The organism is Fructilactobacillus sp. X8R1C1, assembly GCF_059900945.1.
In genome coordinates, this window is the sequence record NZ_JBWXVH010000006.1 from 113,761 (window position 1) to 138,220 (window position 24,460).

The window sequence follows — 24,460 nt, forward strand, 5'->3', positions numbered from 1 at the left end:
GCCTAACTCAAAATCACTTGCAAGGAACATCACTTATTAATGCCTAAATGACGGTACTAAAACGATTTTATCTCTCTTTCTTATCAATCAATAAATATTTTATTAAAATTTCCTCATAAAAAGAGTGACACAATGTCAGCATTAGCGTTAAAATAATGTTAAGATTTACACAATAATAGGTGTGTATTGAAAGGAGATCCTAATAATGAAAAAAGTCTTAATACTAGGCGGTGGATTCGCTGGATTAAGGGCTTGCAAGCTTTTAGCTAAGAGTAAGGCCAATCTAGACATTACCTTGGTTAATAAAAATGCTTATCATTATGACTCGACTGGCCTCTACAAGGTCGCATCAGGAGATGAAGCACCAGAACGACTCATGTTTAGAATTACCGACATGATCAATCCTAAGATTCATTTCATAGAGGATGAAGTTATTAAAGTAAATGGTAAAGATAACACGGTCCAAACGAAAAACAACGGTGATTTAAGTTACGACTACCTGTTCAATGCGCTTGGATTTGAACCCGAAACGTTTGGCACCCCGGGTGCAGACGAGTTTGGGCTTCAGATCAGTGACATTGATAACTCAGTCGCTGACTACAAGAAGATTCAAACCACCTTGGATGCCTACGATGAGTTTAAGGATGCTAAGCTCTTGAACATCGTGGTGGTCGGCGGTGGTTTTACTGGCATCGAACTTTTAGGGGATCTCGTGCACATGGTGCCAAAATGGGCCAAAAAGTATGGTTTCAAAAAAGAAGAGTTCAAAATTACCTGTATCGCTCCGGGCTTTTTGCCAATGTTTAACAAAAAACTCGGTGACTACGCGCAACACTTCCTTGAAAAGAAGGGCGTTAAGTTCATCATGGGTGACACGGTGTCAAAGATTACGGAAGATGGTGCTTACTATGGTAAAGATGATAAATTCATCCCATCTCACTTAGTCTTCTGGACCGCTGGAGTAAAGGGATCTGACGTTATTCCCGATTCACAGTATCCAAACGAAAAACGAAACCGGGTCGCCGTTAACACGAACATGAGCTTAGACGACTTTCCTAACCAGTACATCATTGGTGACGTCTCAGCCGTTAAAGATGACAAGTCCGGTCGGATGTTTCCAACGACTGGTCAGATTTCCATCTACGAAGCGGACGTTGCTGTCAATGATTTCTTAAACAAACTAAATGGTAAACCCGCCATTAAGTTCGACTACAAATCAATGGGAACCGTTTGTTCACTTGGCCCATACAGTGGAATTGCCGAAATTTACATGTTCGGCATGACCTTTAAGTTAAAGGGATGGATTGTCCCAATCTTTAAGAACATGATCTTTAAGAAGAACGGACTTGAACTCGGAAACATTCGGACCATGTTAGAAAGTTAAATTGATTTAAGGAGGAACTATTCACAATGCTTAATTTAGGTTTAAGTGTTTTGCCGCTAGCGCGGATTCAGTTCGCTGAAACCACGATTTTCCATTTCTTCTTCGTCCCAATGTCAATTGGATTGGCATTGATCGTTGCAATCATGGAAACCTTCTATGCGGTGACCAAAAAACCAGTCTATAAGACGATGACGAGATTTTGGGGTAAGATTTTCTTACTTAGTTTCGCGGTCGGAGTTGTAACTGGTTTGATTCAAGAATTCCAGTTCGGGATGAACTGGTCTGATTACTCAAGATTTATGGGTGACATCTTCGGGGCGCCGTTAGCCATCGAAGCTCTGTTAGCCTTCTTCTTGGAATCAACGTTTATCGGGGTTTGGATGTTCACCTGGGACAAATTAAAACCTGCTTGGCACGCCCTGATGATTTGGTTGGTCTTCTTTGGGTCAGCCATTTCAGCACTTTGGATTCTATCAGCCAACAGTTTTATGCAACATCCAGTTGGTTACCGGATTGACCCTAAGACCGGTCACGCTTTAATGACTAGTTTTAGCGCCATTCTGACCAACCAACAACTCTGGTACGAATTTCCCCACGTGATCTTCGGAGCCTGTGTTACCGGTGGCTTCATCGTCGCTGGTGCATCGGCTTGGATGATCTTTAGAAAGAAGTGGCCTGACTTCTTCAGAAAATCAATGCGAATTGGTTTAGTCGTTGGTTTGATTGCTGTCTGCGGTAGTTTCCTTAGTGGAGACCAACAGATGCTTTACTTAAGCCATCAACAACCAATGAAATTTGCCGCCGCTGAAGGTGAATTTGAAAACGTTAAAAGTCCAGCTGCTTGGACGGCCGTTGAATTCGCTCATACTAACGAACACCGTGCTAGTTTCAAGATTGAGATTCCATACATGATGGACATCTTGACCTACCACAAGCTAAGTGGATCAGTTACCGGTATGAATGAAACCAACGCTAAGCTCCACAAGAAGTGGAATAGTCATTTTGGCAAAGATATGAACTACTACCCACCAGTAAACACCTTGTTCTACTCATTTAGAATCATGGTATTTGGTGCAATGACACTAGCTTTCTTAGCCATCTGTGGACTGTGGTTCTCAAGGAAAAAGAAGAATACGATTGGGAAGCAGTGGTGGTTGACGCTACTGCTGACGGTTGGAACATTTGGACCGTTCATTATTAACACCTGTGGTTGGCTGGTTACTGAAAGAGGTCGTGACCCATGGGTTGTCTACGGATTACTGCCAATTGCCAAAGCGGTTTCGCCAAGTACGACGGCGGCTTCCGTGCTCTTTACCATTATTATTTACTTCTTCTTATTTGCCACTTTGGGTGTCTTCATGTTTATTTACGCACGAAAATCACTTTACAAGGGGCCTGAAGGTGTCGGCGATCACGAGAGCTACGATACCGAAGATCCATTTTCAAAGGAGGCTTTTGAGAAATGAGTTTATTACAACTTTTATGGTATTTCTTAATCGGATTACTGTTTGCACTGTTCTTAATTCTCGATGGAGCTGATTTTGGGGCCGGAATGTCAACAAGACTTCTGGCTAGTAATTACGACGAAGCAGCTTTGGTACTTCGAACGATTGGACCCCACTGGAGTGGAAACGAAGTCTTCTTGGTTGCCGCTGGTGGTTCAATGTTTGCGGCGATGCCAATGTGGTACGCCTCGTTGTTCTCCGGATTCTATCTCCTGCTGTTCTTTATCCTGGTGGCTCTAATTTTTCGGGGTGTCTCGTTTGAATTCTCCGAAAACGCAGAGACCAAAAAGGGCCGAAACCGATGGATGTGGGCCAACTTCTTCGGAAGTGTCTTCATCCCCTTCCTGTTCGGAATGCTCTTTACCGACATGATTCAAAGTTTGCCAATGGATGGTCAGGGTAACATCTACGTCACCTTCTTCGACGTTGTTAACCCACTTTCAATCCTTGGTGGAATCACGGTAACTGCATTATGTCTCTACCAAGGCCTTCACTACATTTCCTTGCACACGGCGGGCTTAATTCGATACCACGCCTCAGCAATGGCATCCAACCTGTACTGGTTGGCATACCCAGTGGAAATTCTAGTTGTGATTGCCTTATATTTCCAAACCAACTTTTTCGAGACACATTTGGTCTCAACTGTAGTAGTATTAGCATTAATCGTTGCTACAACTATTTGGGGTCAAATTGCTAGTGGCTCTGGTCATGAAGTACAAGCTTATCTTGCAAGTACCAGTACCCTCGCCTTACTAGTAATCCTGATCTTTATTGGTTTATTCCCTAACGTATTGGGTGCCAATGATCCAGTTCACACGATTTCAATCGCAAACGCTTCTTCATCACCATATACGTTAGTTGTAATGACCATCGTGGCATGTATCCTCCTACCGCTCATCGCGATCTACTTTACCTGGAGTTACGTCTCACAATGGCATCGCATTTCGCTTAAAGATATGGAAGATGCCAATTCTGGATATTAAAAATTAAGGATTGATAAAACATGTTTGATAAACAACTTCTATCAATTCCTGGGGTCAAAAAATTAATTGCCAAGCTAAGTATTCTAGCAGTCGTTCAATCGGTCGCTATCATTCTAGAAGCCCTTTTTCTCTCACAGGCAATGGTGCTTACTTGGGAACAAAAAAAGATAGCAGCGTTAACCATACCTGTGCTATCTTTTTTTGTTGCTTTCGCATTAAGATACCTGATCACAAGAATTGAAAATCAAATTACCGATAAATTTGCCAGTCAGGCTAGTAGTCAGTTAAAAGAACAACTCCTACAAAAAGAATTCGAACTAGGACCCGCCATGGTCTCAAACATCGGATCAGGTCACATGGTAACCCTAGCACTTGAAGGGATTGATAAGGTCGAAAACTACCTTAACCTCATCTTGCAGAAGACCATTAACCTGGCGATCATTCCATGGATCATCCTTTTGTACTGTTTCTTCGTTAACTGGCTCTCAGCGGTCGTGATGCTACTGGTCTTTCCGGTAATCATCTTGTTCATGATTATTCTAGGACTCGCCGCTCAGGCTAAATCTGACCGACAGTATTCTGGCTTTAAAGAGATGTCCAATAACTTCATCGACAGCATGCGGGGACTTAAGACCCTCAAACTCTTTGGCCTCAGTAAATCCTACGGAGATAACATCTATCGGGTTAGTGAAAATTACCGAAAGAGCACGATGAGCGTGTTAAGAGTCGCTTTACTATCGACGTTTGCCCTCGACTTCTTTACGACCATGTCAATTGCCATCGTGGCCGTCTTATTAGGTGTGAAATTAATTAATGGAACGGTGACCTTGCTTCCAGCCCTAATCATCCTAATTCTCTGCCCGGACTACTTCCTACCGGTCAGAGATTACGGAAATGACTACCATGCCACTTTGGACGGCAAAAATGCCCTGATTGACATTAACAAGATTCTGGATTTACCAAGTCCAACCAGCAAAATTAAACTAACCAACTTTCACAACTGGACTAAGGACAGTACCTTAAAGGTCAGTGACTTAAACTTCAGTTACGACCAAAAGGAGGACAATATCGCTGATGCCAATTTCAATCTGAACGGATTCGTTAACATCGGAATCGTGGGTCGGTCTGGTTCAGGGAAGTCCACGCTTTTAAACCTCCTTGGAGGCTGGCTGTCTCCAACCAACGAAAACGGTCATCTCCCATTCAACGTTGACGGTCAAGCAATTGACAGTCTCGCTCAATCAGAATGGCAGAAGCACATCAGTTACATCCCCCAGGATCCATACATCTTTGCCGGAAGCATTGCCCAAAACGTCGCCTTTTATAAACCCGATGCTAAGGCTTACGCCATTAACTCGGCCATCGAAAAAGCGGGACTATCCAAGTTTGTTGCCAGTCTCCCAGATAAGGCGAACACCAAGATTGGTGAAGGTGGAAGGGGAATTAGTGGTGGTCAGGCCCAACGGATTGCCCTGGCTCGAACCTTGCTTGATACCGAGCGAACCATTCTCCTGTTAGATGAACCAACCGCCCATTTGGACATTGAAACCGAATATCAACTGAAACAAACCATGGTTCCGATCTTCAAAGACCACCTCGTCATCTTTGCGACCCACAGACTTCATTGGATGAACGAAATGGACTACATTCTAGTCATGGAAGACGGCAAAATCGTTGAACAGGGAACTCAAACTGAATTATCCAACCAAAACGGAGCCTACAAGCAATTGATTAGTGAGATTCGAGGTGGAAACAATGCGTAAACTACTTAAAAACGATACGTGGATTAAACCGTACCTGACCAAGTACAAGGTCCTGTTATTCTGGGTCTTCTTTCTCGGCGTCTTGACCTTTGGGTGTGGGATTGGATTGATGTTCGTTGCCGGCTACTTAATTAGTCGTTCGGCCACTCATCCCTACAACATCCTGATCGTTTACGTCCCGGTCATCTTAACGCGGGCTTTCGGAATTGGCCGACCGGTCTTTAAGTACTTAGAGCGACTAAACAGTCATAACTGGGTCTTAAAGGTAACGTCTGCCCTTCGAAAACGGCTCTACACTACCCTGGAATCATCCGCCCTTTTTTTGAGTGAGAAATTTCAGACCGGTGATTTACTGGGTGTCCTAGCCGACGACATTGACCACCTTGAAAACCTGTACCTGAGAACCATATTTCCAACCCTTGTGGCCTACATCACGGGTATCATCATCATTGTGGCCTTAGGCATCATTAGTTGGCCCTACGCCATCTTCATGTTCGTTGCGTTTACCATCATCTTGTTCTTTGTTCCACTTGCCTCTGAGGCCATGCGGGGGGCTTCTAAGGAATACCAGAAGTCGCTTCTCCACCAGTCTTATGAAAATCTGACGGATTCAACCCTTGGAATCGCGGACTGGATGATTTCCGGTCGAGAAAAGGGCTTTCTTAATCACGTCAGAAAAAACGACCCGAAGATTGCCAAATCTAACGATCAGACCCACTTATTTGAGTGGAATCGTGAATTTCTCATTAAAGTAGTCTTCGCCATCGTCATCATCGGGACCCTGCTTTGGTCTAACCTGTACTTCAAGGGGTCACAGGAACTCGTTAACTACGCGGCCGCCTTCGTCATGGGAATCTTCCCGCTTATGGACGCCTTCGTCCCGGTCTCTCAAGCCTTAGAAGAGTGGCCAATGTACAGTGATTCGGTGGTCCACTTGAATCAACTTTCAGACGAAGAGAGGAAACCTTACGTCTCAGACAAAAAGCTGCCCGCCCCATCTGACTTTAATTCCATTAAACTCGATCACGTGACTTTTCACTACCAAGATGATCCAAGTGACATCATCAAAGACGTCTCGTTTAAGATTGATAAACACCACAAGTTAGCAATCATCGGACCCAGCGGAGTTGGAAAGACGACCCTCTTGCAGCTTTTAACCGGAGCACTTACGCCAACTACTGGACACGTCTTAATCAACAACATCGATGCCTACAAGTTTGAGTCTGACAGTTACAAGTGGTTCAGTGTGCTGGATCAGAGTCCGTTTCTATTTGACACGTCGGTTTTAAACAACGTCCGAATCGGAAACGAAACCGCTACTGACGAAGACGTCAAAAAAGCCATCAAAGCCGTAGGATTGTCCGATTACATTGAATCACTACCAGACGGCTATGAAACGAACGTCAAGGAAAACGGAATCAGATTCTCTGGCGGACAACGGCAACGAATTGCGCTCGCCCGCATCCTCTTGCAGGACAATCCAATTGTCCTACTCGATGAACCCACGGTGGGACTGGATCCGATTACCGAAAATAATCTGATTAACACCATCAGTAGGGTTCTAAAAGACAAAACCATGATTTGGGTTACCCATCACCTTCAGGGCTTAGACGAAATGAATGAGGTCATCTTCCTTGAAAACGGTGTCATCAAGATGGAAGGAAACCCGCAAGCATTGTATAAAAATAACGCCCGTTATCGTAGACTGTACGCAATGGACGTTGGTAAGTAATTATTCGGTTATTTAGAATACTGAAACAATTCCGAAATGATGGTTTTAAGGACAGCGGTACTCTCAGATTGTGGTAACTGCGCAATTAGGTCAAAAGCGTCGTCTAAGTACTGAGTATAAATCTGACGTGCCGCTTGCATTCCGCCACTGTCACTCACAATTTTAGCAATTTCTTTTAGATCAGTTTTTTTAAGCTGGTCTTTTTTTAGGATTTTTTTTAACTTCGGACCGTCAGCGGTCTCGAAAGTTTCAATGACGGGCAAGGTATACACGCCCTCACTGGCATCGTGCAGGGTGGGCTTTTCGGTTTCAACGTCTGGCTCAAAGTCTAGGAGGTCGTCTCGAATCTGAAATGCCATCCCAAAGTTCAAACCAATCTGCTCAGCAATCTGGACGGTGTTATTGTCAGCCATTGAAAGGATGGCACCCTCCCCCATTGCCACTTTGAAAAGCTCCGCCGTCTTTCCCTGAATCGAATCAAAGTAGTCCTGTTCACTTCGGTCTAAATCATACTTACTTTCGTCTTGGGCCAACTCGCCAAATAGGACGTCCTTCATGCTTTCAACGTTGTAACGCAAATTATCAAAACTCGGGGCATAGTCCAAAAGCATTTCAAAGTATTTCGTGAACAGGTAATCACCCAAGTAGATCGCTTCGCGCTGGCCAAATTGAGCGTTTAACGTATCTTCTCCCCGTCTTAGGTCCGATTGGTCAATGACGTCATCGTGGACCAAAGAAGCCAAATGAATGACCTCAATTGAAGCGGCGGCCTGGAGGAGTTTCTCTCGCTCAACTGCTTCTGTGCCAAAGTTACCCGCGATTAACAGGAGCGCCGCCCTTAGCATCTTGCCATTTCCGTTAATTAGTTCTTCGATTCCCCGTTTAAACTCGGCCTCAGGAACCTGAATCTCTTTACTTATGAGTGATTGAACTTGAACCAGTTCAGATTCAATTTCAGGAAATTTATTCCAAATGGTTGTTTTCATGTCTTTTCCTTTTTTATGGTAACCTTACGATATTTTCATGGTACTATAATAACAGCATTATCCTTAATAATAATAACATTAACAATGACTTTCGGAGGCAAAACAATGAAGTGGAAATACTTTTATCAACTAACCGAGATGTACACCACCCCAGTCGACGTCTTAATCCTACTGTTCTGTGCCAGCTTTTCGTACTACTTTTACGGTTCCTTTAACTGGCTGTATGCCACCTGGGCCTTCTTCATCGTGTTCTTGATGCATCTGTTTTTAAACCTACATAACAACCTGGAAGACTACGAACACGCAACCGACGTGACCGACTACAAACACGCCACCAGTATCATTGGTAAGTACCACCTAAGTACCCGGATGATCTGGAAATGGGTCGTAATAATGGGGATAATTGTCGCCGTCCTTGGACTCACGCTCGCATACTTGACTGGATGGCCCACGTTAATCATTGGCATCATCGGCTTTGGCCTCGGATTAGCCTACTCGGCGGGTCCAAGACCAGTGGACTCCACCCCATTTTGTGAACTCGCAACCGGAATGCTAATCATGTTTTTTGACCCGCTGGTTTACGTCTATCTAGGAAGCATTAATCGCTTTCGCTTCTCCTGGGACAGTATCGTTGACGTCTTCTTGGTCACCATGTTCCTGTTTGTGCTTGCCTACATCACCCAACTCGCTAACAATACCTGTGACCTAAGAGAAGACATCGGAAATCACCGTTACACCCTGGTGTATTACATCGGACCATCAGACGCAATTAAATTATTTACAATTGTTTTCTGGTTGACAATCTTAATCATACCAATTTTATCCTTCTTTGGATACGTCCCAATCATTTCAAATTTAATTATTTTGGCTTATCCGCTGGCCTGGAAGAAAGTTAAAGTTTTTCAAACCAACCAGAACAAGCAAGAAGTCTATCATCAAATCGTTGGTGGGGTGACAATGTTAATGGGGTTGTATATCATTACTTACATGATCGGAACCATCATCAAAATCTTTCTTTAATTCATTTACACTGGAGGTAAATCATGACCTGGAAGTATTTTTATCAACTAACTGAGATTTACACAACACCGCTGGACGTGACCTGGCTCATCCTTGCGGCTAGTTTTTCTTATTATTACTACGGCTCGTTTAACTGGCTGTACGCCATCTGTGCCTTCGTGATTGTCATCGCCCTGCATCTCTTTTTAAACATGCAGAATAACCTCGAAGACTACGAACACGCCACCGACAAGACGGACTACAAGCACAGTACGAGCACCATCGGGAGTAATCATCTGAGTCTCACGATGATTCGCCACTGGTTATACGGTTTTGCGGCTTTTATTATCATCGCCGGTTTGATCCTGAGTTACTTTACCGGATGGCCTACCTTAGTGATCGGTGTAATTGGTTTTCTATTGGGACTGGCGTACTCGGCAGGACCAAAGCCCTTAGACGCCACCCCATTCTGTGAGTTAGCGGTCGCCACGTTAATTCCGTTCTTTGTTCCGCTGATTTACATGTACATGGGGAGCATCCACCGATGGAACTTCACCCTTATGAGTGTGCTGGACGCCTTTTTGGTGACACTATTACCGTTTATCCTCTTCTTTATCATCCAACTCGCAAACGACACGTGTGACCTCGAACAAGACATTGGAAATAACCGTCATACGTTAGTCGACTACATCGGGAAAAAGAACGCCATTAAGGTGTTTGACTTGGTCTACTGGCTCTCAATCATCGTAATTCCGATTCTTTCTTTGGCAGTCGGCATCGTTCCTTACTTTGCCCTACTGACCATTCTAATTTATCCTTACGTTTGGACCAAAGTCAAAGTGTTCAACTTCAATCAAAACAAGGGAGAAATTTATAACGTCATCGTTAAAAACACTTCCCTGATCGTTATGTTATACATTTTGACCTACATGATTGGTACCATTATCATCTACCTATTTAAATAAACCAAAAGCATTTCTTTAAATAAACTAAAAGCACTTCAGAATTTTCTGAAGTGCTTTTTAGATCTAAAACTAATGATGATTACTAACGTACCACGCTAGTTGATCCAGTAATTTATTTTGGTACTCATCATACAGACTTCTCAAGGGATGCAGATGATCCACCTTGACAATCCACGGCTTATCGAAGTTTGTGTAGTGCACAATGACGGGATGATCCAACGCCGCTACTTGAGAACGCTGACCGTCCGTCGTCTCACTTTTGCGGTACTTGCCCTTAATAAGGTTACTTTGCACGTTGTACTTGGAGGGTAACGACTGCCAATCACCGTTAAAAATGGCATTTAAGGCATCCTGGTCCTGAAACCGCAACATTTCCGGATGGTCATTCGCAAGTCCGCGTGCTTTTTGTGAAATACCAGCGCTACGCCATTTCTTGGTATCAATTAGTAACAAGCCGGCGTTAAAGTAATGACCAGTTTTCTCACTGACCCCCATCTCACGCAAGCGGTCCAAGTACCCCGCATTTTCAACGGCCCCAATTACTTTCCCATTTAAATCAACGTGATAAAGTTCATCAATGTTTCCCACACAAATCATATCAGCGTCAAGATAGAGAATCCTGGGACGGTCAATTTCTTCTGGAATATCAATGCGGTAGTAAGTATTGCGTTTGATGATGCTGTTCGGAGCATCCGTGTTGGCCTTCTGGTAACGGTCCTCGTGGGGTTTTAAAAATTTCACCGTTAGACAGTTTATAAAAAGCTTCGGGAGCGTGGCAATTAAGTTCTGATTTTGGGGACTTAAATGATCATTGACGACAAAAAACTCAAAGTCCGCGTCAGGATTGTTTAAAAGGATGGAAGTGTAATTAATCGCCAGCGGCAGTGCCATGTTGTTGTCAGTGGTGGACGCAACCGTGAGCGGATGAGCTACTTCAGTTGGTTTTTTCACTAGGCCCAGTCTCCGTTACGAAAGACGGGAACGACCGTCCCATCAGCTTTAACGCCGTCAATGTTCATGTCGTCAGAACCCATCATGAAATCAACGTGTTCTTGACTGCTATTTAAGCCAGCCTGGTCTTGTTCTTCCGGACTCATCTCGGTCCCACCAACAACACTGAATGGATAAGCAGCACCCAGGGCCATGTGATCACTGGCATTTTCGTCGTACAGGGTGTTGTAGAAAATGATGCCTGATTGTGAAATTGGACTAGGATCTGGCACTAGTGAAACTTCGCCGAGCGAACGAACTCCTGGATCAGTGGCAAGGAGGTGGTCAAGTGTCTTTTGCCCCTTCTTGGCAGTAGCCTTTACAACCTGTCCGTCCTTAAAAGTGAACTCCATGTCTTCAATCACAGTGCCAGAATAGCTTAACGGTTTCGTTGAAGTGACGTGACCGTTAATACGGCGTTTGTCAGGAGCCGTGAAGACCTCTTCGGTTGGCATGTTGGGCATGAACTTAATGCCATCAACACTGGTACTGCCAGCCCCGACCCAGACGTGGTGCTTGGGCAATCCGACCTCCATGTCAGTTCGTGGGGAATGGTACTGCAACGTGTCAAACTGTTCCTCATTTAACCAAGCTGCTTTTTCTTGGAGTTGGTCTTTGTGGTCCTTCCAAGCCTGAATGGGGTCGTCGTTATCAACTCGAGCCGTTTTGAAAATCTCGCGCCACAACTTGTCAACGGCTTCGTCATCCGGTAAGTCAGGGAAAACCTGTTTCGCCCAGGCTGTGTCAGCGGCACCTACGACCGTCCAGGTTAAGTCGTTATTCTGCGTAGCAACCCGGACCGCGTTCGTGGCCTTTCCCATGGCCGCCGTGTTCTTGGCCACTCGTTTGGGATCAATTTGGGCAAAAGCAGCCGGGTCCTCCGACAAAACTGAGATTCGAGCGGCATGTTTATCAACGATGTAGTTGGCCTCATCAATCATGTATTGGGGAATGTTTTCCAACCGGTCGTCACTGGCATGTTCTAAAAATTGTTGGGACACAAAGGTATCGTCCCACTTAACCATCACATCGGCGGCCCCAGCTTTATAGGCTTCCTTCACAATCATGTGGGCCAAGTCCTGGTGATGATCAGAGATATACAGAACGACCGTCTGGCCCGGTTGGACGTTTACTCCGACCTTGACAATCAATTCCGCATACTTTTTTAAATTACGATCTAATTCTTCCTTCTTCATGTAATCATCCCTTCTTCTCTCGTTGCATCCATTCTATTGATTTTTATTTTCAATTACAATTAATAAGTGTAACGCTTTGCAATCAAAATTTAACTTACGGAATGTAAGTCCGAAGCCACGGCTTTTCAACTTATCTGACTTCACAATTTCTCAGAAAGGGACTGGAGCAAGCGCGTGATACCGTGCTAAAATGGATGATATTACTTAACGAAACGGGAGGGATCGACGTGTCAAAAGCTGCCAAACGAGCAATTTTCATCCTGATTATTGCGAACTTTATCATTTGTTTAGGGATGAGTCTGGTAATTCCAGTCGAACCCTTCATTAAAAACGAATATCATCTAACCACCGCTCAGATGGGAACCATGACTTCACTATACGCCTTAGCTCAGTTCATCGGATCGCCGTTTGTGGGCCGGATTTCAGACAAGATTGGACGAGCACCAATTCTGGCTGGAGGTCTAATCCTTTATTCCGTCTCGGAAATGATGTTTGCGGCCTCTAACACGCTGCTGTTATTCGATATTTCCCGACTAATTGGTGGAATTTCAGCCGCCATGGTGGTGCCAACGTCCATGGCAATGGCCGCTGACCTGTCGTCTTCAGAACAACGGGCCAAGGTCATTGGCCTGCTCTCAGCCGCTTTTAGTGGTGGCTTAATCATCGGTCCCGGGATTGGTGGTGCACTCGCCAAGTTTGGGTACAAGATGCCGTTCTGGTTTGCGGGCGTCCTTGGCATCATCGCCGTCATCTTCTTTGTCGTAGGACTTCCCAAGCACATCAAACAGACCAATCAAAAAAATCCCGTCATGGAGGAAGTCCACATCACCGAAAAGGGCCTGAAGTCCATCTTAAACGGGGCCATGATTGCCCTCTTCGCCATGATTTTAATCTCATCATTTGGCCTGCAAGGATTTGAAAGCATCTACACGATCTATGTGAACCAGGTCTTTCACTTTACCCTTGATAACATTGCCGTCGTACTAATCATCAACGGGATGATTTCTCTCGTCCTTCAGGTCGTCTTCTTCGACCGCTTGGTCCGAATGCGCGGTGAACTTGGTCTCATCCGTGACTGTTTCATCCTCAGTTCCATCTGTATCGTCTGGATTCTGTTTGCTCACAGCAAAATCGAAGTCATCATTGCCACCCTAGTGGTCTTCTGTGCTTTTGACGTGTTAAGACCTGCCATTACAACACTGCTGACTCGTTTTGGCAAGAATAATCAGGGATTAATCAACGGCTTAAACATGTCACTAACCAGTGTTGGTAACATCATCGGACCCATCTTTTCCGGGGTTCTAATGGACATTAACCCGCACTATCCCTACACGATTGTCGCAATTATTTTGCTGTTTTCGGCGTTCATAACATTTGTAGTTAGTTACGAAATGCGTCACACTAAGGGCGTGAAAAGTGATGAATAGAAACGGAGGAATTGCATATGACAAAAAAAGTACTAATCTTAGGTGCCGCGGGACAAATTCCTAGCATCGTAATTCAAAAATTACTAAAGGACACCGACGTTGACATGACCTTATTAGCTCGTAACGCTAAAAGTCGTCTAACTGTCAGTGACCCCAAACGAGAAACTGTCGTTGACGGCGACATCAATGATGATGAAATCCTGAAAGACGTCATGAAAGGTCAAGACATCGTCTTTTCGGATGTCCCACACGCTAAGGCAATGAGTTCCGTTATTAAGACCATGGACCAGGCAGACGTTAAACGTTTAATCGTGGCTGGTCTATTGGACGTTGACGATACGGTCGTTGGACCATTTAAAAAGTGGAACAACGAGATGATTGGCAGTACCTACGCTAATCCCAAGAAAGCCTATAAGGAACTACTTGATTCCGACATTGACTACACCTATTTGAAGATGACCTGGCTTTATAACGACAAGAACAACGAAAAATACGAAGTTATCCCCGCTGGTAAACCGTTTAAGGGTGCGCAAGTCACCCGGGAAGCCATTGCCAAGTTAATTGTCAGCATCATTGAAGACCCAAGTAAATACCAACGTGAAGACATTGGCGTGGTTGAACCAGGCTCAGAAGACCTCTCAAAGCCTTCATTTTATTAAAAGTTAAACAATATAAATACCTTTAGATAGATTTTATCAATCCAATCTAAAGGTATTTTTCGTTATTTATAAAAAATATTAATCAAAAACTTTTTCTCTGAAAAATTATGTACCCTAACACTAAAAATGTGAGTGACCATCCCAATGTTCCAATCACTAATTGACCATTGCTCAAAAGAGTTGTTAAATGATAAGTTCCGTAGTTATAGTATTGATTAGTCAAGTTCAGCATATTAAAGGGATTCCATTTTAATATATTAGAAAATGAATTACTTTTATCTACTAAATTGCCTGAGACGAATTGACCAATCAAAACGATGAGAATATTAGTTGTAATAACTACCGCATTTGAATTAATAATGCACGATGCAATAAATACCAAACTAATTATCAATAAAGATGCAACCAAATCCACTAAATTAAAAATAATCATATTTATAATTAACGGACTGTGATATTGATATAAATCTAACCAATTTATCGACAAAGAAGTAAACGGAACTAACTGGAAAATAAAAAAGCAAATTATTGAAAATAAATGTAATATTATCGCATAACTACATGCAATCAGTACTTTAGCAAAATAAACGTCAGCTTTTTGCGGAGCTTTATAAAGGATCGTTAAAATCGCATTATTCTGATATTCCATCGTAAAAAGTGTCGAACAAACTATGATTAACACTAAAGGAATAATCTGATTAGAATCGTCATTTGTCATAGCTAACAAATTATTTTGTTGATTACCAGAAGCCATCTTAACAATGAGCATATAAACGGGAATTAAAAATGGTGCAATATAAACAATTTTTCGATGAATACTTTTATAAAGTTCCTGATGTAAACAACGTATCATAACTAGATCCCCTCCAATTTAAATCCGTCGATGCTTAAAAATAAAATATCCAACAACGAAAAATCCTAGTCCATAAATAAGTGTGCCTATTATTAGTTGAACATTACTTAAATTTGAAAATAGAAAGTACTTTTTATTAGATAATTGATTAATTACATAAATCATATTCAACGGATTCCATTTTATAAAATTGACTGAAGTCGGAATGCTTTTCATGATGGCGGTTGAGATATTCGATCCTAAAAACACGATTAATAATCCCATCGCAATTACAAACGATTCATTTTGAGTTAAAACAATAAGAAGAAAAGCAAGTGCAATCACAAAAATCATATACAATAGATAACCAACGACATTCAATAAGAGGGAAATTAAAACAGTATGTTGATCATTAACAAGCGAAAACCAGGAAAATTCTTGATTAGCTAAAAAGAACGTAAATATCAAAGTTAACAAGGAACCAAGTCCTAATAAAGTTATTCCATAAAACATCACAATCATAAACTTAGATAAATAAATCTTGAATTTATTAGAAGTTTTATAAAACAGAGTACTAATAGTATGGTTACGGTATTCAATGGCAATAAAATCAGACGCAACCGCAATTAAAATCACGATGGACCATTGCCCCATACCGAAACCTTGCGTAACCACTAAATTGTCATTATTTCTCGTTATGGCACTGTAAAGCATTAAAACAAACAAAACCGCAATTCCATATAAAGGTAACCTTTGGTGAATGAATTTATAAAATTCATGTCGTAAACTGGCAATCATTCTATTGAACCCCTTCTTTCTCCAGAATTTGGACTACAATTTTTTCCAAATTACCATTATCAGGGGTCAACTCTTCAAGATAAATACTATTATCAGCCAAAATTTCTTGAATTTTATCCAAATTGTTTCGATTAATTACATAAAAATCATTCTCATCAATAAAATCAATTTTGAATTTCTTTAAGATATCTTTTGTCTTATTCATATTTCGTGTAATTAATCGGTATTTTTGATCATTAGTTTCAAAAATTTCTTGCAATGACTTACTTAAAATTATTTTGCCATTTTTTAAAATTAAAATATCCGTCATGACTTTTTGTAATTCTGATAAGATATGACTAGAAATTAAAAAGGCAGTACCATTTTGGGCATATTCCCTAATGATCTTTCTAACGCCAATGGTAGCTTCAATGTCTAAACCGTTCATTGGCTCATCCAAAATAACTAAATCAGGTTTATTTAATAAAGCAATTGAAATCCCCAATTTTTGTTTCATTCCAATAGAATAATTTTTAGATCTTTGGTCAATGTATGAATCCATCTCTAATAACGAAACAATATGATGCATATCCGTTGAATCTTTACTATATAATTTAAGGTTCTCCAGCCCTGTTAAAAATGGATAAATAGCTGGATTTTCAACCAACGCTCCCACTTTTTTCAGTGCAATATGGTTAGTGGTGGTGACACTTTGACCATTTAAAGAAACTGATCCTTTAAACTTTAGAAGACCTAAAATTGTTTTCATAATCGTACTTTTACCAGCTCCATTGGGACCGATTAAACCTACAATTTCACCAGATTTAACTTCAAACGAAACATTTTTCAAAACATGATTTTTTCCAAAAGAAACACTAATATCTTTTACTGAAAGCATACCAATTCCTCTCTATAAACCTAACTATGGAACATTTCTGCGACAGTAAACACAAATCCAGTTACTAAAATCAAAATTAAAACAATCCACCAATATCTAGCTAAGAATTCCCACACATTATTAATCGGATGATATCTTTCGTTAACGTTTTGAGGAGAATCGTATCCATTTTGATTAGATGAATTATTATCTGGTTTATCTCCAAATAACAACACCTCTACCGGAATTTGAAAAATTTTGGCAATTTTCTCAATTGTATTTAAATTTGGAGTAGTTTCGCCAAGTTCCCATTTCGAAACTGTTTGACGGGTCACGTACAAATCATTTGCCAACTCTTCTTGAGAAATTCCCTTTTCTTTTCGTAATTTTTGTAATTGCTGAGCAAAAATAATTTTCATTTATGTACTCCTTTAAGTTTTATTAATTTAAATATACCGTAGACAGAAGAATAATAAAGCACTCCTTTATAAGGAATAGCACTTCTAAAGTGGAATTATGTTAATTAATGTTTGCATAGTTAGGTGCATAACTGTTCCCAAACCACACACTATCCACGTGCACTTATCAGTTTTTTATTTTCACCATTCCCCACAAACTACGTTATAATTGACCACGTAATAGCTTTAAATAAAGGGAGCGTTTTATATGTTTAATGAAAAAGAAAAAGGTTTTGATGGATGGGCCCTAATTGCGGGAATTATCTTTGTTGCCGCTGGACTCTTTGTCTTCATCAAACCATTTGCCACACTGCAGGCACTAGCCGTTATTTTAGGAATCGTGGCACTCTGCATTGGCCTGTATCACTTGGTGCTTCATCATCAACTGCAAAAGAACTTTGATGTTTCGGGATACTTGATTATCATCAATGGAATTATCGATATCATCATTGGTCTGATCCTGTTATTCAGCCGTTCATTTGGCTTCTACCTCATCGCCATCGCCTTTGCGATCTGGTTCATCGTTGACTCTGGTCTAAGTATCTACTCGGCAACCAAAGCACAACAGAAGTCAGCCAAACGTTACTACTGGTTAATCGTAACGGCTGGTATCATCGGAATTATCATTGGAATTATCCTTTTGTTTACCCCATACCTTTCAAACGCCGTTGTTATTATCTTCATCGGCATCTACTTCATCGTTGAAGGAATTAAGTTATTGGTAATGGCATTTTAAATTAGGTATTAATTAAAAGGGATTCATATGGAAAATAATGATAAAAAAATCCAACATTTTTGGAATAATCTGTTGAATAAAAATCTGGCTCAAAAAACTAAAACTAATGATATGGGTCAAATTATTATCGATCCCGATTCAGATGACCAATCACTAATTGATTGGTATCTCAAAGGTTAAGCAAACCAAAAATGGCCTCACGTACTCAAATACGTGAGGTCATTTTATTTTGTCAATTTTATTTAAATTAATGAGTTTCCCAAAAGCAGCATGATAAACACGAGCACTAGGTCCAAGTAAACGAAGCTACTTAAGACCTGCCACTTGCCCATTGTATGACTTGACCAAATCGAATTAATGATAATAAAGACCAGTTCGATGTAAATTAGCAGGGCAATCAAACTACCGCCGACCATTGTGAAACCACCAATGACGGAATGCGGACCAAGGTGAAGGTGAAACGGTCCAAATTTCAGCCAGAAAACCACGACCGCCGACTGAATGACCAACAGAACGCTCAACACCACGTTAATCCAGAACATGATGCTGTTTTTAATGAGCAAAGGTTCTAATTGTCCATGAATCAAGAAGTAGCCGATTCCCGTCAAAATCACCATCACTAACAGGGTAATTCCAATAATTTCAAGATTAGCGCTCAAAAGTTGCTTATGACTCTCGGTCACAATGTTAATCTTGCGTCCCGTCCACGTGATGATGTCGCATCCCAAGATGAACACCATCCAGTAGATCAACATCATCCAAAACTTAGGATACAGACTAATCGGGTGATAAATCATGAAGGCGTAGACGGCAGTGAAGAACAGCACGGCTAACACAAAGTACGGTCGATTCATCACCGAAGCGGCTGCTCCACAAATCAAGGTCGAAGCCGCGAGCCACGACCACTGATAACCCTTCCCCTTTGACTCAAAGAAAGCCATTGGAACCGCCATAAAAATGAAGATTAGACCAATCTCAGCCGACAGGTGAAAAGCTTCATAATAAAGTAAGTCTAAAATGACGAAAGCATACGCCACGAACTCCAGCGATAACGTTTTGAATTGACGCGTCTTGACAAGTTTTTTTAACATGAAATTCCCCTTTATTAGTTCTTCTGGTATCTATTTTACACCCAATTAAACTCAATTTTCTAAATGTTTGTACTATCGTGAGCGTTTGGGTATGATGAAATTGAGCCCAGGAGGTGAATAAAATGGAAGACATTGATATTGATGAACTCAATCCCACCACGATGGTGGAATACTTTGAAAATGAACGGAAAAACAAATTCGACGTTGGTTACATTTTAAAACATAACGACAAGTATGCGCTGATGAGGACCATTGACCTCGAAGGTCGTCTTGATAACTACGAATTAATCGATCTGACGAAAGAAGTTCCGGTTTTTAACACGGGAACTCCGTACTTAAAACAGATGATCGAGTATCGGACCCTTGCGACTGAATATGGGCTTAAGGATACACCACAAATTAAAACAATTGAAGACCTTCCTTTTAAAAATCCACTTCAGGAGGTCCTTGATTATCTGTCACGGAGTGAAGTGAATTTTGAAGTCGTCACAATTAACAAGAAGAACCAGAAAAAAGACCGCATCGGCTACATGAAAAATCGAGAACCGTCCAATTTCTCACTGATTTCACGAGCCGTTGACGATCCGTTTGACCCCATTTTAAATGAGGAACACAAGATCAAACTCAAAAAGATCGAGATTGTGTGTTTCAATTCATGGGAGCTCATCTTTTTGACTGATCTAATCAAAAATGATTAGGAGGAGATTTATGTCCAAGTCAACTAAGATTATTATTGCCATCGCTGTTGTACTTGTAATCGTACTACTCGTCTGCATGGCGTTAGTACTGTTAATTCCCGGTCCAATTGGTGAAATTTCAAACGCAGTTTAAGGTTCAAACTAAAAAGGTGATCACGCAATTCGATCGTGTGGTCACCCTTTCGTTAATAACAGTATTTAAAATCATTCTAGGACCAAACTAGTCCTGCCGCTCCTTGAGTTTCCCCCGAAAATCAGACAACTGATGGTAGCCCTTGTGAAGCATGATATCTGTCAGTTCAGAATCCAAACGTGAAAAGATTTCAGGACCTTCCTTTGAAAGGGCCGTTCCGACCTCAACCACATCAGCACCGCACAGGATTAACTCAAAGGCATCCTTTCCGGTGCTAACGCCACCAGTTCCGATAATCTTGATTTCTGGCTTCAAACGCTTTCTGAAGGCTCGTACGTTTGCCAGTGCCACGGGCTTGACGTATGAACCACCGATGCCGCCAAAACCACCCTTGGGGGAAATGACTGCTGATTCGGTGTCAGCGTCCACAATTAAGCCGTTACCAACACTGTTAATGGTGTTGATGTAGGTCAAAGGGTACTGGTTTAAAATCTTACTTATGGCGTCGTATTGTTGTAAGTCAAAATACGGTGGTAGTTTAAGACCCAGTGGCTTGGTGTAAAAACTAAAAATGGCTTCCATGGCCGCGTGAACGGCCGCAAAGTCGTAACCAATCTGGGGCTTGCCAATCACATTCGGACACGACAAGTTGAGTTCACAGAGACCGGTAAAGCTACTGTCTTGAATTTTTCTTAGAGCCGTGATGTTGTCACCAAGGGAGGTTCCCGAGATCGATAAATCGACTGGTTTGTTAATCTGATTCTGTTCAATGTAATCAAGATAGTATGTCAGTCCCTTGTTTGGCAGTCCCATGGAATTGATACTGCCAAATTCTGTTTCAGCATAGCGCGGCTTGGGATTTCCCTCACGTGGCTCTAACGTGGCACTCTTAGTCGTTACCCCTCCCGCCTCTGAGTTCAAGATTTGATTCATCTCTTCGGCGGTTTCGTCAAAGACTCCAGCGGCATTTAAAAAGGGATGGGCAAACGTCTCGTTACCGATCTGTGCTGCAATTGAAATGTGATCCATTGTAATAACTCCTTTGGTATATAAAAAGTCACAACTACTAGTGGGCATTCAGAGAAGTTCCCATTTGTCATAGTTGCGACCGCGATTAGTTTAATTAGGATGAATAATCTTTTGGATTCTCTGAACCAATTAAAGATTGATTATCATTATCATAACGACCCCCACCTATAATTGTCAACTGAGAAAACCTAACTAAAAATAATTGACTTTCGGCGTCAATTTAGTTAGAGTATTTATCAAATAAATTGAGACTACTTTAATTCAATCCAGAGAGATTGAAAAGTTAACTGGTCATGTCAAAAAGTGGGCGTACTACGTTAATTTGTAGTAGGCCCTTTATTTATGCAATTCAACCAAGTGAAAATCTAGGAGGATCAAATGGCATATTCATACAAGCATGACTTAGTGACGGTCTCTGACATGGACGAGAAACAAGTTTTACATAAGATTAAATTGGCGCAACTCTTCAAAGAGGGCAAGTCGGTGCACCTAAACCGCCCCACCTACGCAATGAACCTCTTCTTTGAAAACAGTACCAGAACGCACACCAGCTTTGAGATGGCGGAACGCAGACTCGGAATCCAGGTCCTTCAGTTTAACGCCAACACTAGTTCAGTCACCAAGGGTGAGACCCTCTCCGACACCATCAAAACGCTTCAGGCGATTGGCGTTGACATCGCAGTCATTCGGCATCCCGAAAACGAGTACTACCGACAACTACTGGACGACAACCTGAAAATTAGTGTGGTCAACGGTGGTGACGGAAGTGGCCAGCACCCATCCCAATCACTTCTTGACATGATGACCATCTACCAGGAATTTGGCACCTTCAAGGATTTAAACGTCGGGATCATTGGCGACTTAAACCACTCCCGAGTGGCCCGTTCCAACATGGAACTTTTAACTAAACTCGGAGCGCACGTGTCGTTTGCGGGTCCCGACCAGTGGTACGACCCGAAATTTGAGGAGTACGGTAAACATTTAACCGTTGACGAACTGGCCCACAACTCTGACATTGTGATGTTACTCAGGGTGCAAAAAGAACGCCTCGGAAAAGAACTGGCGGACTTTGACGCTGAAAGTTACCACGAACAATTTGGCTTAACTAAGGAGCGCTACCAAACGATGAGGGATAACGCCATCATCATGCACCCCGCTCCCGTCAACCGTGGGATTGAGATTGATTCTGATCTCGTCGAAGCCGACAAGTCCCGAATCTTTAAACAGATGACGAACGGGATGTACATGCGCATGGCCATTTTGACCGACGTCCTCGTTAATAAGGGCATTGTGAATAAAGCAGATATTGAGGGAATTGACGAACGATGAAAATTTTAATTCAAAACGGGCAACTTTTTCAAAATCAAGCGCTCAAACGGTGTGATTTACTGTTAGATGATGGTGTTATTAAACAAATTAAACCTCAAATTGAGCCGACGCAGGCCGACAGGGTCATTGACGCCAAGAATAAGGTGGTGCTACCCGGTTTGGTGGATGTCCACGTTCATTTCAGAGACCCCGGTCAAACGGATAAAGAAACTGTCAAAACCGGTAGTGAAGCGTCCGCTCACGGTGGTTACACGACCGTTTGTGCCATGCCAAACGTCACACCCGTCCCCAACACTCCGGATAAACTAAAGACGATGATTGAACATAACCTGCAACAGGGCGTTGTCAACGTGAAACAGTTCGCCCCCGTGACCTACAACGAACGTAGTGACCAACTCGTAAACTTCGCCGCAATGAAACAGGCTGGAGCCGTAGCCTTCAGTAACGATGGGATTGGGATTCAGAGCGCCCAGACCATGTACGAGGCCATGAAAAAGATCGCTCAAACTGGATTGCCTCTGGCCGCCCACGTCGAAGACCGCTCGTTAATGAACGGCGGCGTCATTAATGAAGGATTAACAGCTAAAAAACTAGGCCTAACGGGTATTCCTGAAGTGACGGAAACCAGCCAACTAGCTCGCGACCTCGAACTAGCACGGATGAGCGGTGTTCATTACCACGTCTGTCACGTCTCAACGGCGCGCAGCGTGGAACTGATTCGACGGGCTAAAGCGGATGGCGTGCACGTCACCGCTGAGGTTTCCCCGCATCACCTGTTATTAGACGATTCCATGATTACCAGTGACGACCCCATGTACAAGATGAATCCGCCACTGAGAACCAAAAAAGACCGGCAAGCGTTACTAGATGGATTATTGGACGGCACCATCGACATGATTGCGACCGACCACGCTCCACACACCGTCTCTGACAAGGGGAATTCTTTTAACGATGCGGCTTTCGGGATCACCGGCATCGAAACAGCCTTTCCACTGCTGTACACCAGACTGGTTGAAACTGGGCGAGTCACTCTCAGTCAATTGATGGAATGGATGAGTAGCAAGCCAACCGCCTCCTTCAATCTCTCAAAAGAAAACCAAATCAAGGTTGGTAATCACGCCAATTTCTCAGTCTGGAATCTAAATGCGCCGCATCAAATTACAACCAAAAACATGAAATCAAAGGGAATTAATTCGCCGTTTATTGGCAAGCAAGTCGATGCACAAAACCTCATGACCTTTGTTAACGGCCAAATCGTTTATCACTCATAATTAAAAAAATGCTTTACGTAATTAAATACGTAAAGCATTTTTACTATTGCTAGTTTAAATTAAGTCTTCAACAATGGCAGCGTTGAACTGATCCAAATCATCCGGAGTTCGACTCGTAATCAAGTGATGATCCTTTACAACCGGTTCATCTTTCACAATGGCACCAGCGTAGTAAATATCAGTTTGAACCGTCTTATAAGCGGTCATCGTGCGACCTTTAACCAGTCCCGTCTGCATGAACAATTGGGGACCATGGCAGATCGCAAACGTTGGCTTGTCAGCTAACAAGAAACTTCTCGCAAATTTAACAAACCGTGGGTCACCCCGCAGTTGATCTGGTGAAAAGCCACCGGGAACTAGCAAAGCATCAAAGCTTTCCGGCATAACATCGGCAATTCCAGCGTCAACCTTGGTCTTGTGTCCGTGTTTACCAGTGATCTCTTCGCCAGCCTTCTTATCGATGATCGTAATATCGTGACCAGCTTTTTTCAATGCTTCGACTGGTGAAGTCAATTCAACATCTTCAACGTCATTAGTTACAAGTACAGCTACTTTAGCCATTTCTTATCACTTCCTTACCTATAATTTTACATGGAATGAAATTTCAGGGAAAATATTTTGCTTAACAATTTATCACAAT

General features: G+C 42.3%; 25 protein-coding genes. 15 read left to right on the top strand and 10 right to left on the bottom strand.

What is annotated here, in order from left to right; all coding sequences use genetic code 11:
• Positions 1-205: 205 nt before the first annotated feature.
• Genes AC6UD1_RS06760 through cydC form a run of 5 tightly spaced genes read left to right on the top strand, consistent with a single transcriptional unit; the run spans position 206 to position 7,367 of the window.
• Entirely contained in the window at positions 206-1,384 is a 1,179-nt protein-coding gene (locus AC6UD1_RS06760; protein ID WP_500707658.1) for an NAD(P)/FAD-dependent oxidoreductase, read from the top strand.
• A gap of 26 nt (positions 1,385-1,410) precedes the next feature.
• Positions 1,411-2,850 (top strand): cytochrome ubiquinol oxidase subunit I, encoded by a 1,440-nt coding sequence (locus tag AC6UD1_RS06765; RefSeq protein WP_500707659.1) that lies wholly within the window; start codon positions 1,411-1,413, stop codon positions 2,848-2,850.
• Positions 2,847-3,872, top strand: coding sequence for a cytochrome d ubiquinol oxidase subunit II (gene cydB / locus AC6UD1_RS06770; RefSeq protein WP_500693274.1), 1,026 nt, complete (start codon positions 2,847-2,849; stop codon positions 3,870-3,872). The genes AC6UD1_RS06765 and cydB overlap by 4 nt, the downstream gene beginning before the upstream one ends.
• Before the next feature lie 20 nt (positions 3,873-3,892).
• The gene (cydD, locus tag AC6UD1_RS06775) at positions 3,893-5,635 is read left to right on the top strand and encodes a thiol reductant ABC exporter subunit CydD (RefSeq protein WP_500707660.1); all 1,743 of its coding nucleotides are present in this window, start codon (positions 3,893-3,895) and stop codon (positions 5,633-5,635) included.
• Positions 5,628-7,367, top strand: a complete 1,740-nt coding sequence (cydC, locus tag AC6UD1_RS06780) for a thiol reductant ABC exporter subunit CydC (RefSeq protein WP_500707661.1) — start codon at positions 5,628-5,630, stop codon at positions 7,365-7,367. The genes cydD and cydC overlap by 8 nt, the downstream gene beginning before the upstream one ends.
• An 8-nt stretch (positions 7,368-7,375) precedes the next feature.
• Here the strand turns inward: cydC and AC6UD1_RS06785 are convergent, their stop codons facing one another.
• Complete coding sequence (locus AC6UD1_RS06785) at positions 7,376-8,353, bottom strand: polyprenyl synthetase family protein (protein WP_500707662.1); 978 nt, start codon at positions 8,351-8,353, stop codon at positions 7,376-7,378.
• Between the two features lie 105 nt (positions 8,354-8,458).
• Between AC6UD1_RS06785 and AC6UD1_RS06790 the strand changes: the two genes are divergently transcribed.
• Together AC6UD1_RS06790 and AC6UD1_RS06795 are read left to right on the top strand one after the other, a co-directional pair.
• Positions 8,459-9,373 (top strand): prenyltransferase, encoded by a 915-nt coding sequence (locus AC6UD1_RS06790; RefSeq protein WP_500707663.1) that lies wholly within the window; start codon positions 8,459-8,461, stop codon positions 9,371-9,373.
• 23 nt (positions 9,374-9,396) lie between these two features.
• Complete coding sequence (locus AC6UD1_RS06795) at positions 9,397-10,317, top strand: prenyltransferase (RefSeq protein ID WP_500707664.1); 921 nt, start codon at positions 9,397-9,399, stop codon at positions 10,315-10,317.
• 69 nt (positions 10,318-10,386) lie between these two features.
• On the opposite strand, the gene AC6UD1_RS06800 is transcribed toward AC6UD1_RS06795, so the two are convergent.
• Together AC6UD1_RS06800 and AC6UD1_RS06805 are read right to left on the bottom strand one after the other, a co-directional pair.
• A complete protein-coding gene (locus AC6UD1_RS06800) occupies positions 10,387-11,268 on the bottom strand; it encodes a glycosyltransferase family 8 protein (protein ID WP_500707665.1) in 882 nt (293 codons plus the stop codon).
• Positions 11,268-12,503, bottom strand: a complete 1,236-nt coding sequence (locus tag AC6UD1_RS06805) for an aminopeptidase (RefSeq protein WP_500707666.1) — start codon at positions 12,501-12,503, stop codon at positions 11,268-11,270. Before AC6UD1_RS06805 ends, AC6UD1_RS06800 begins: the two co-directional genes overlap by 1 nt.
• Positions 12,504-12,730: 227 nt before the next feature.
• On the opposite strand from AC6UD1_RS06805, the gene AC6UD1_RS06810 reads away from it, so the two are divergent.
• Positions 12,731-13,930 carry an MFS transporter gene (locus AC6UD1_RS06810; protein WP_500707667.1) on the top strand — a complete coding sequence of 400 codons (1,200 nt, stop codon included), beginning with the start codon at positions 12,731-12,733 and terminating at the stop codon, positions 13,928-13,930.
• A 17-nt stretch (positions 13,931-13,947) separates the two neighbouring features.
• Positions 13,948-14,589: an NAD(P)H-binding protein gene (locus tag AC6UD1_RS06815; protein WP_500707668.1), complete on the top strand. Its 642-nt coding sequence runs from the start codon at positions 13,948-13,950 to the stop codon at positions 14,587-14,589.
• Between the two features lie 82 nt (positions 14,590-14,671).
• Here the strand turns inward: AC6UD1_RS06815 and AC6UD1_RS06820 are convergent, their stop codons facing one another.
• The 4 genes from AC6UD1_RS06820 to AC6UD1_RS06835 are packed head-to-tail and all read right to left on the bottom strand — an operon-like array spanning position 14,672 to position 17,494.
• Entirely contained in the window at positions 14,672-15,442 is a 771-nt protein-coding gene (locus AC6UD1_RS06820) for an ABC transporter permease (RefSeq protein ID WP_500707669.1), read from the bottom strand.
• An 18-nt stretch (positions 15,443-15,460) separates the two neighbouring features.
• Positions 15,461-16,219 (bottom strand): ABC transporter permease, encoded by a 759-nt coding sequence (locus tag AC6UD1_RS06825; protein ID WP_500707670.1) that lies wholly within the window; start codon positions 16,217-16,219, stop codon positions 15,461-15,463.
• A 1-nt stretch (position 16,220) separates the two neighbouring features.
• Positions 16,221-17,096: an ABC transporter ATP-binding protein gene (locus AC6UD1_RS06830; protein ID WP_500707671.1), complete on the bottom strand. Its 876-nt coding sequence runs from the start codon at positions 17,094-17,096 to the stop codon at positions 16,221-16,223.
• A gap of 20 nt (positions 17,097-17,116) precedes the next feature.
• A complete protein-coding gene (locus AC6UD1_RS06835) occupies positions 17,117-17,494 on the bottom strand; it encodes a helix-turn-helix transcriptional regulator (RefSeq protein ID WP_500698855.1) in 378 nt (125 codons plus the stop codon).
• A gap of 247 nt (positions 17,495-17,741) precedes the next feature.
• On the opposite strand from AC6UD1_RS06835, the gene AC6UD1_RS06840 reads away from it, so the two are divergent.
• A complete protein-coding gene (locus AC6UD1_RS06840; protein WP_500695492.1) occupies positions 17,742-18,269 on the top strand; it encodes a DUF308 domain-containing protein in 528 nt (175 codons plus the stop codon).
• A gap of 27 nt (positions 18,270-18,296) precedes the next feature.
• The gene (locus AC6UD1_RS06845) at positions 18,297-18,449 is read left to right on the top strand and encodes a hypothetical protein (RefSeq protein ID WP_500698854.1); all 153 of its coding nucleotides are present in this window, start codon (positions 18,297-18,299) and stop codon (positions 18,447-18,449) included.
• A gap of 62 nt (positions 18,450-18,511) precedes the next feature.
• On the opposite strand, the gene AC6UD1_RS06850 is transcribed toward AC6UD1_RS06845, so the two are convergent.
• The gene (locus AC6UD1_RS06850) at positions 18,512-19,360 is read right to left on the bottom strand and encodes a hypothetical protein (protein ID WP_500707672.1); all 849 of its coding nucleotides are present in this window, start codon (positions 19,358-19,360) and stop codon (positions 18,512-18,514) included.
• A 122-nt stretch (positions 19,361-19,482) separates the two neighbouring features.
• On the opposite strand from AC6UD1_RS06850, the gene AC6UD1_RS06855 reads away from it, so the two are divergent.
• Together AC6UD1_RS06855 and AC6UD1_RS06860 are read left to right on the top strand one after the other, a co-directional pair.
• The gene (locus AC6UD1_RS06855) at positions 19,483-20,058 is read left to right on the top strand and encodes a hypothetical protein (RefSeq protein ID WP_500693257.1); all 576 of its coding nucleotides are present in this window, start codon (positions 19,483-19,485) and stop codon (positions 20,056-20,058) included.
• A gap of 10 nt (positions 20,059-20,068) precedes the next feature.
• Complete coding sequence (locus AC6UD1_RS06860) at positions 20,069-20,191, top strand: hypothetical protein (protein WP_500693256.1); 123 nt, start codon at positions 20,069-20,071, stop codon at positions 20,189-20,191.
• Positions 20,192-20,278: 87 nt separating this feature from the next.
• Here the strand turns inward: AC6UD1_RS06860 and AC6UD1_RS06865 are convergent, their stop codons facing one another.
• Positions 20,279-21,220 (bottom strand): dihydroorotate oxidase, encoded by a 942-nt coding sequence (locus tag AC6UD1_RS06865; protein ID WP_500707674.1) that lies wholly within the window; start codon positions 21,218-21,220, stop codon positions 20,279-20,281.
• A gap of 378 nt (positions 21,221-21,598) precedes the next feature.
• On the opposite strand from AC6UD1_RS06865, the gene AC6UD1_RS06870 reads away from it, so the two are divergent.
• Both AC6UD1_RS06870 and pyrC read left to right on the top strand, forming a co-directional pair.
• Positions 21,599-22,549, top strand: a complete 951-nt coding sequence (locus AC6UD1_RS06870; protein ID WP_500707675.1) for an aspartate carbamoyltransferase catalytic subunit — start codon at positions 21,599-21,601, stop codon at positions 22,547-22,549.
• A complete protein-coding gene (gene pyrC / locus AC6UD1_RS06875; protein ID WP_500707676.1) occupies positions 22,546-23,820 on the top strand; it encodes a dihydroorotase in 1,275 nt (424 codons plus the stop codon). The genes AC6UD1_RS06870 and pyrC overlap by 4 nt, the downstream gene beginning before the upstream one ends.
• A 54-nt stretch (positions 23,821-23,874) precedes the next feature.
• Here the strand turns inward: pyrC and AC6UD1_RS06880 are convergent, their stop codons facing one another.
• Positions 23,875-24,381: a type 1 glutamine amidotransferase domain-containing protein gene (locus AC6UD1_RS06880; protein WP_500695500.1), complete on the bottom strand. Its 507-nt coding sequence runs from the start codon at positions 24,379-24,381 to the stop codon at positions 23,875-23,877.
• Positions 24,382-24,460: the final 79 nt, after the last annotated feature.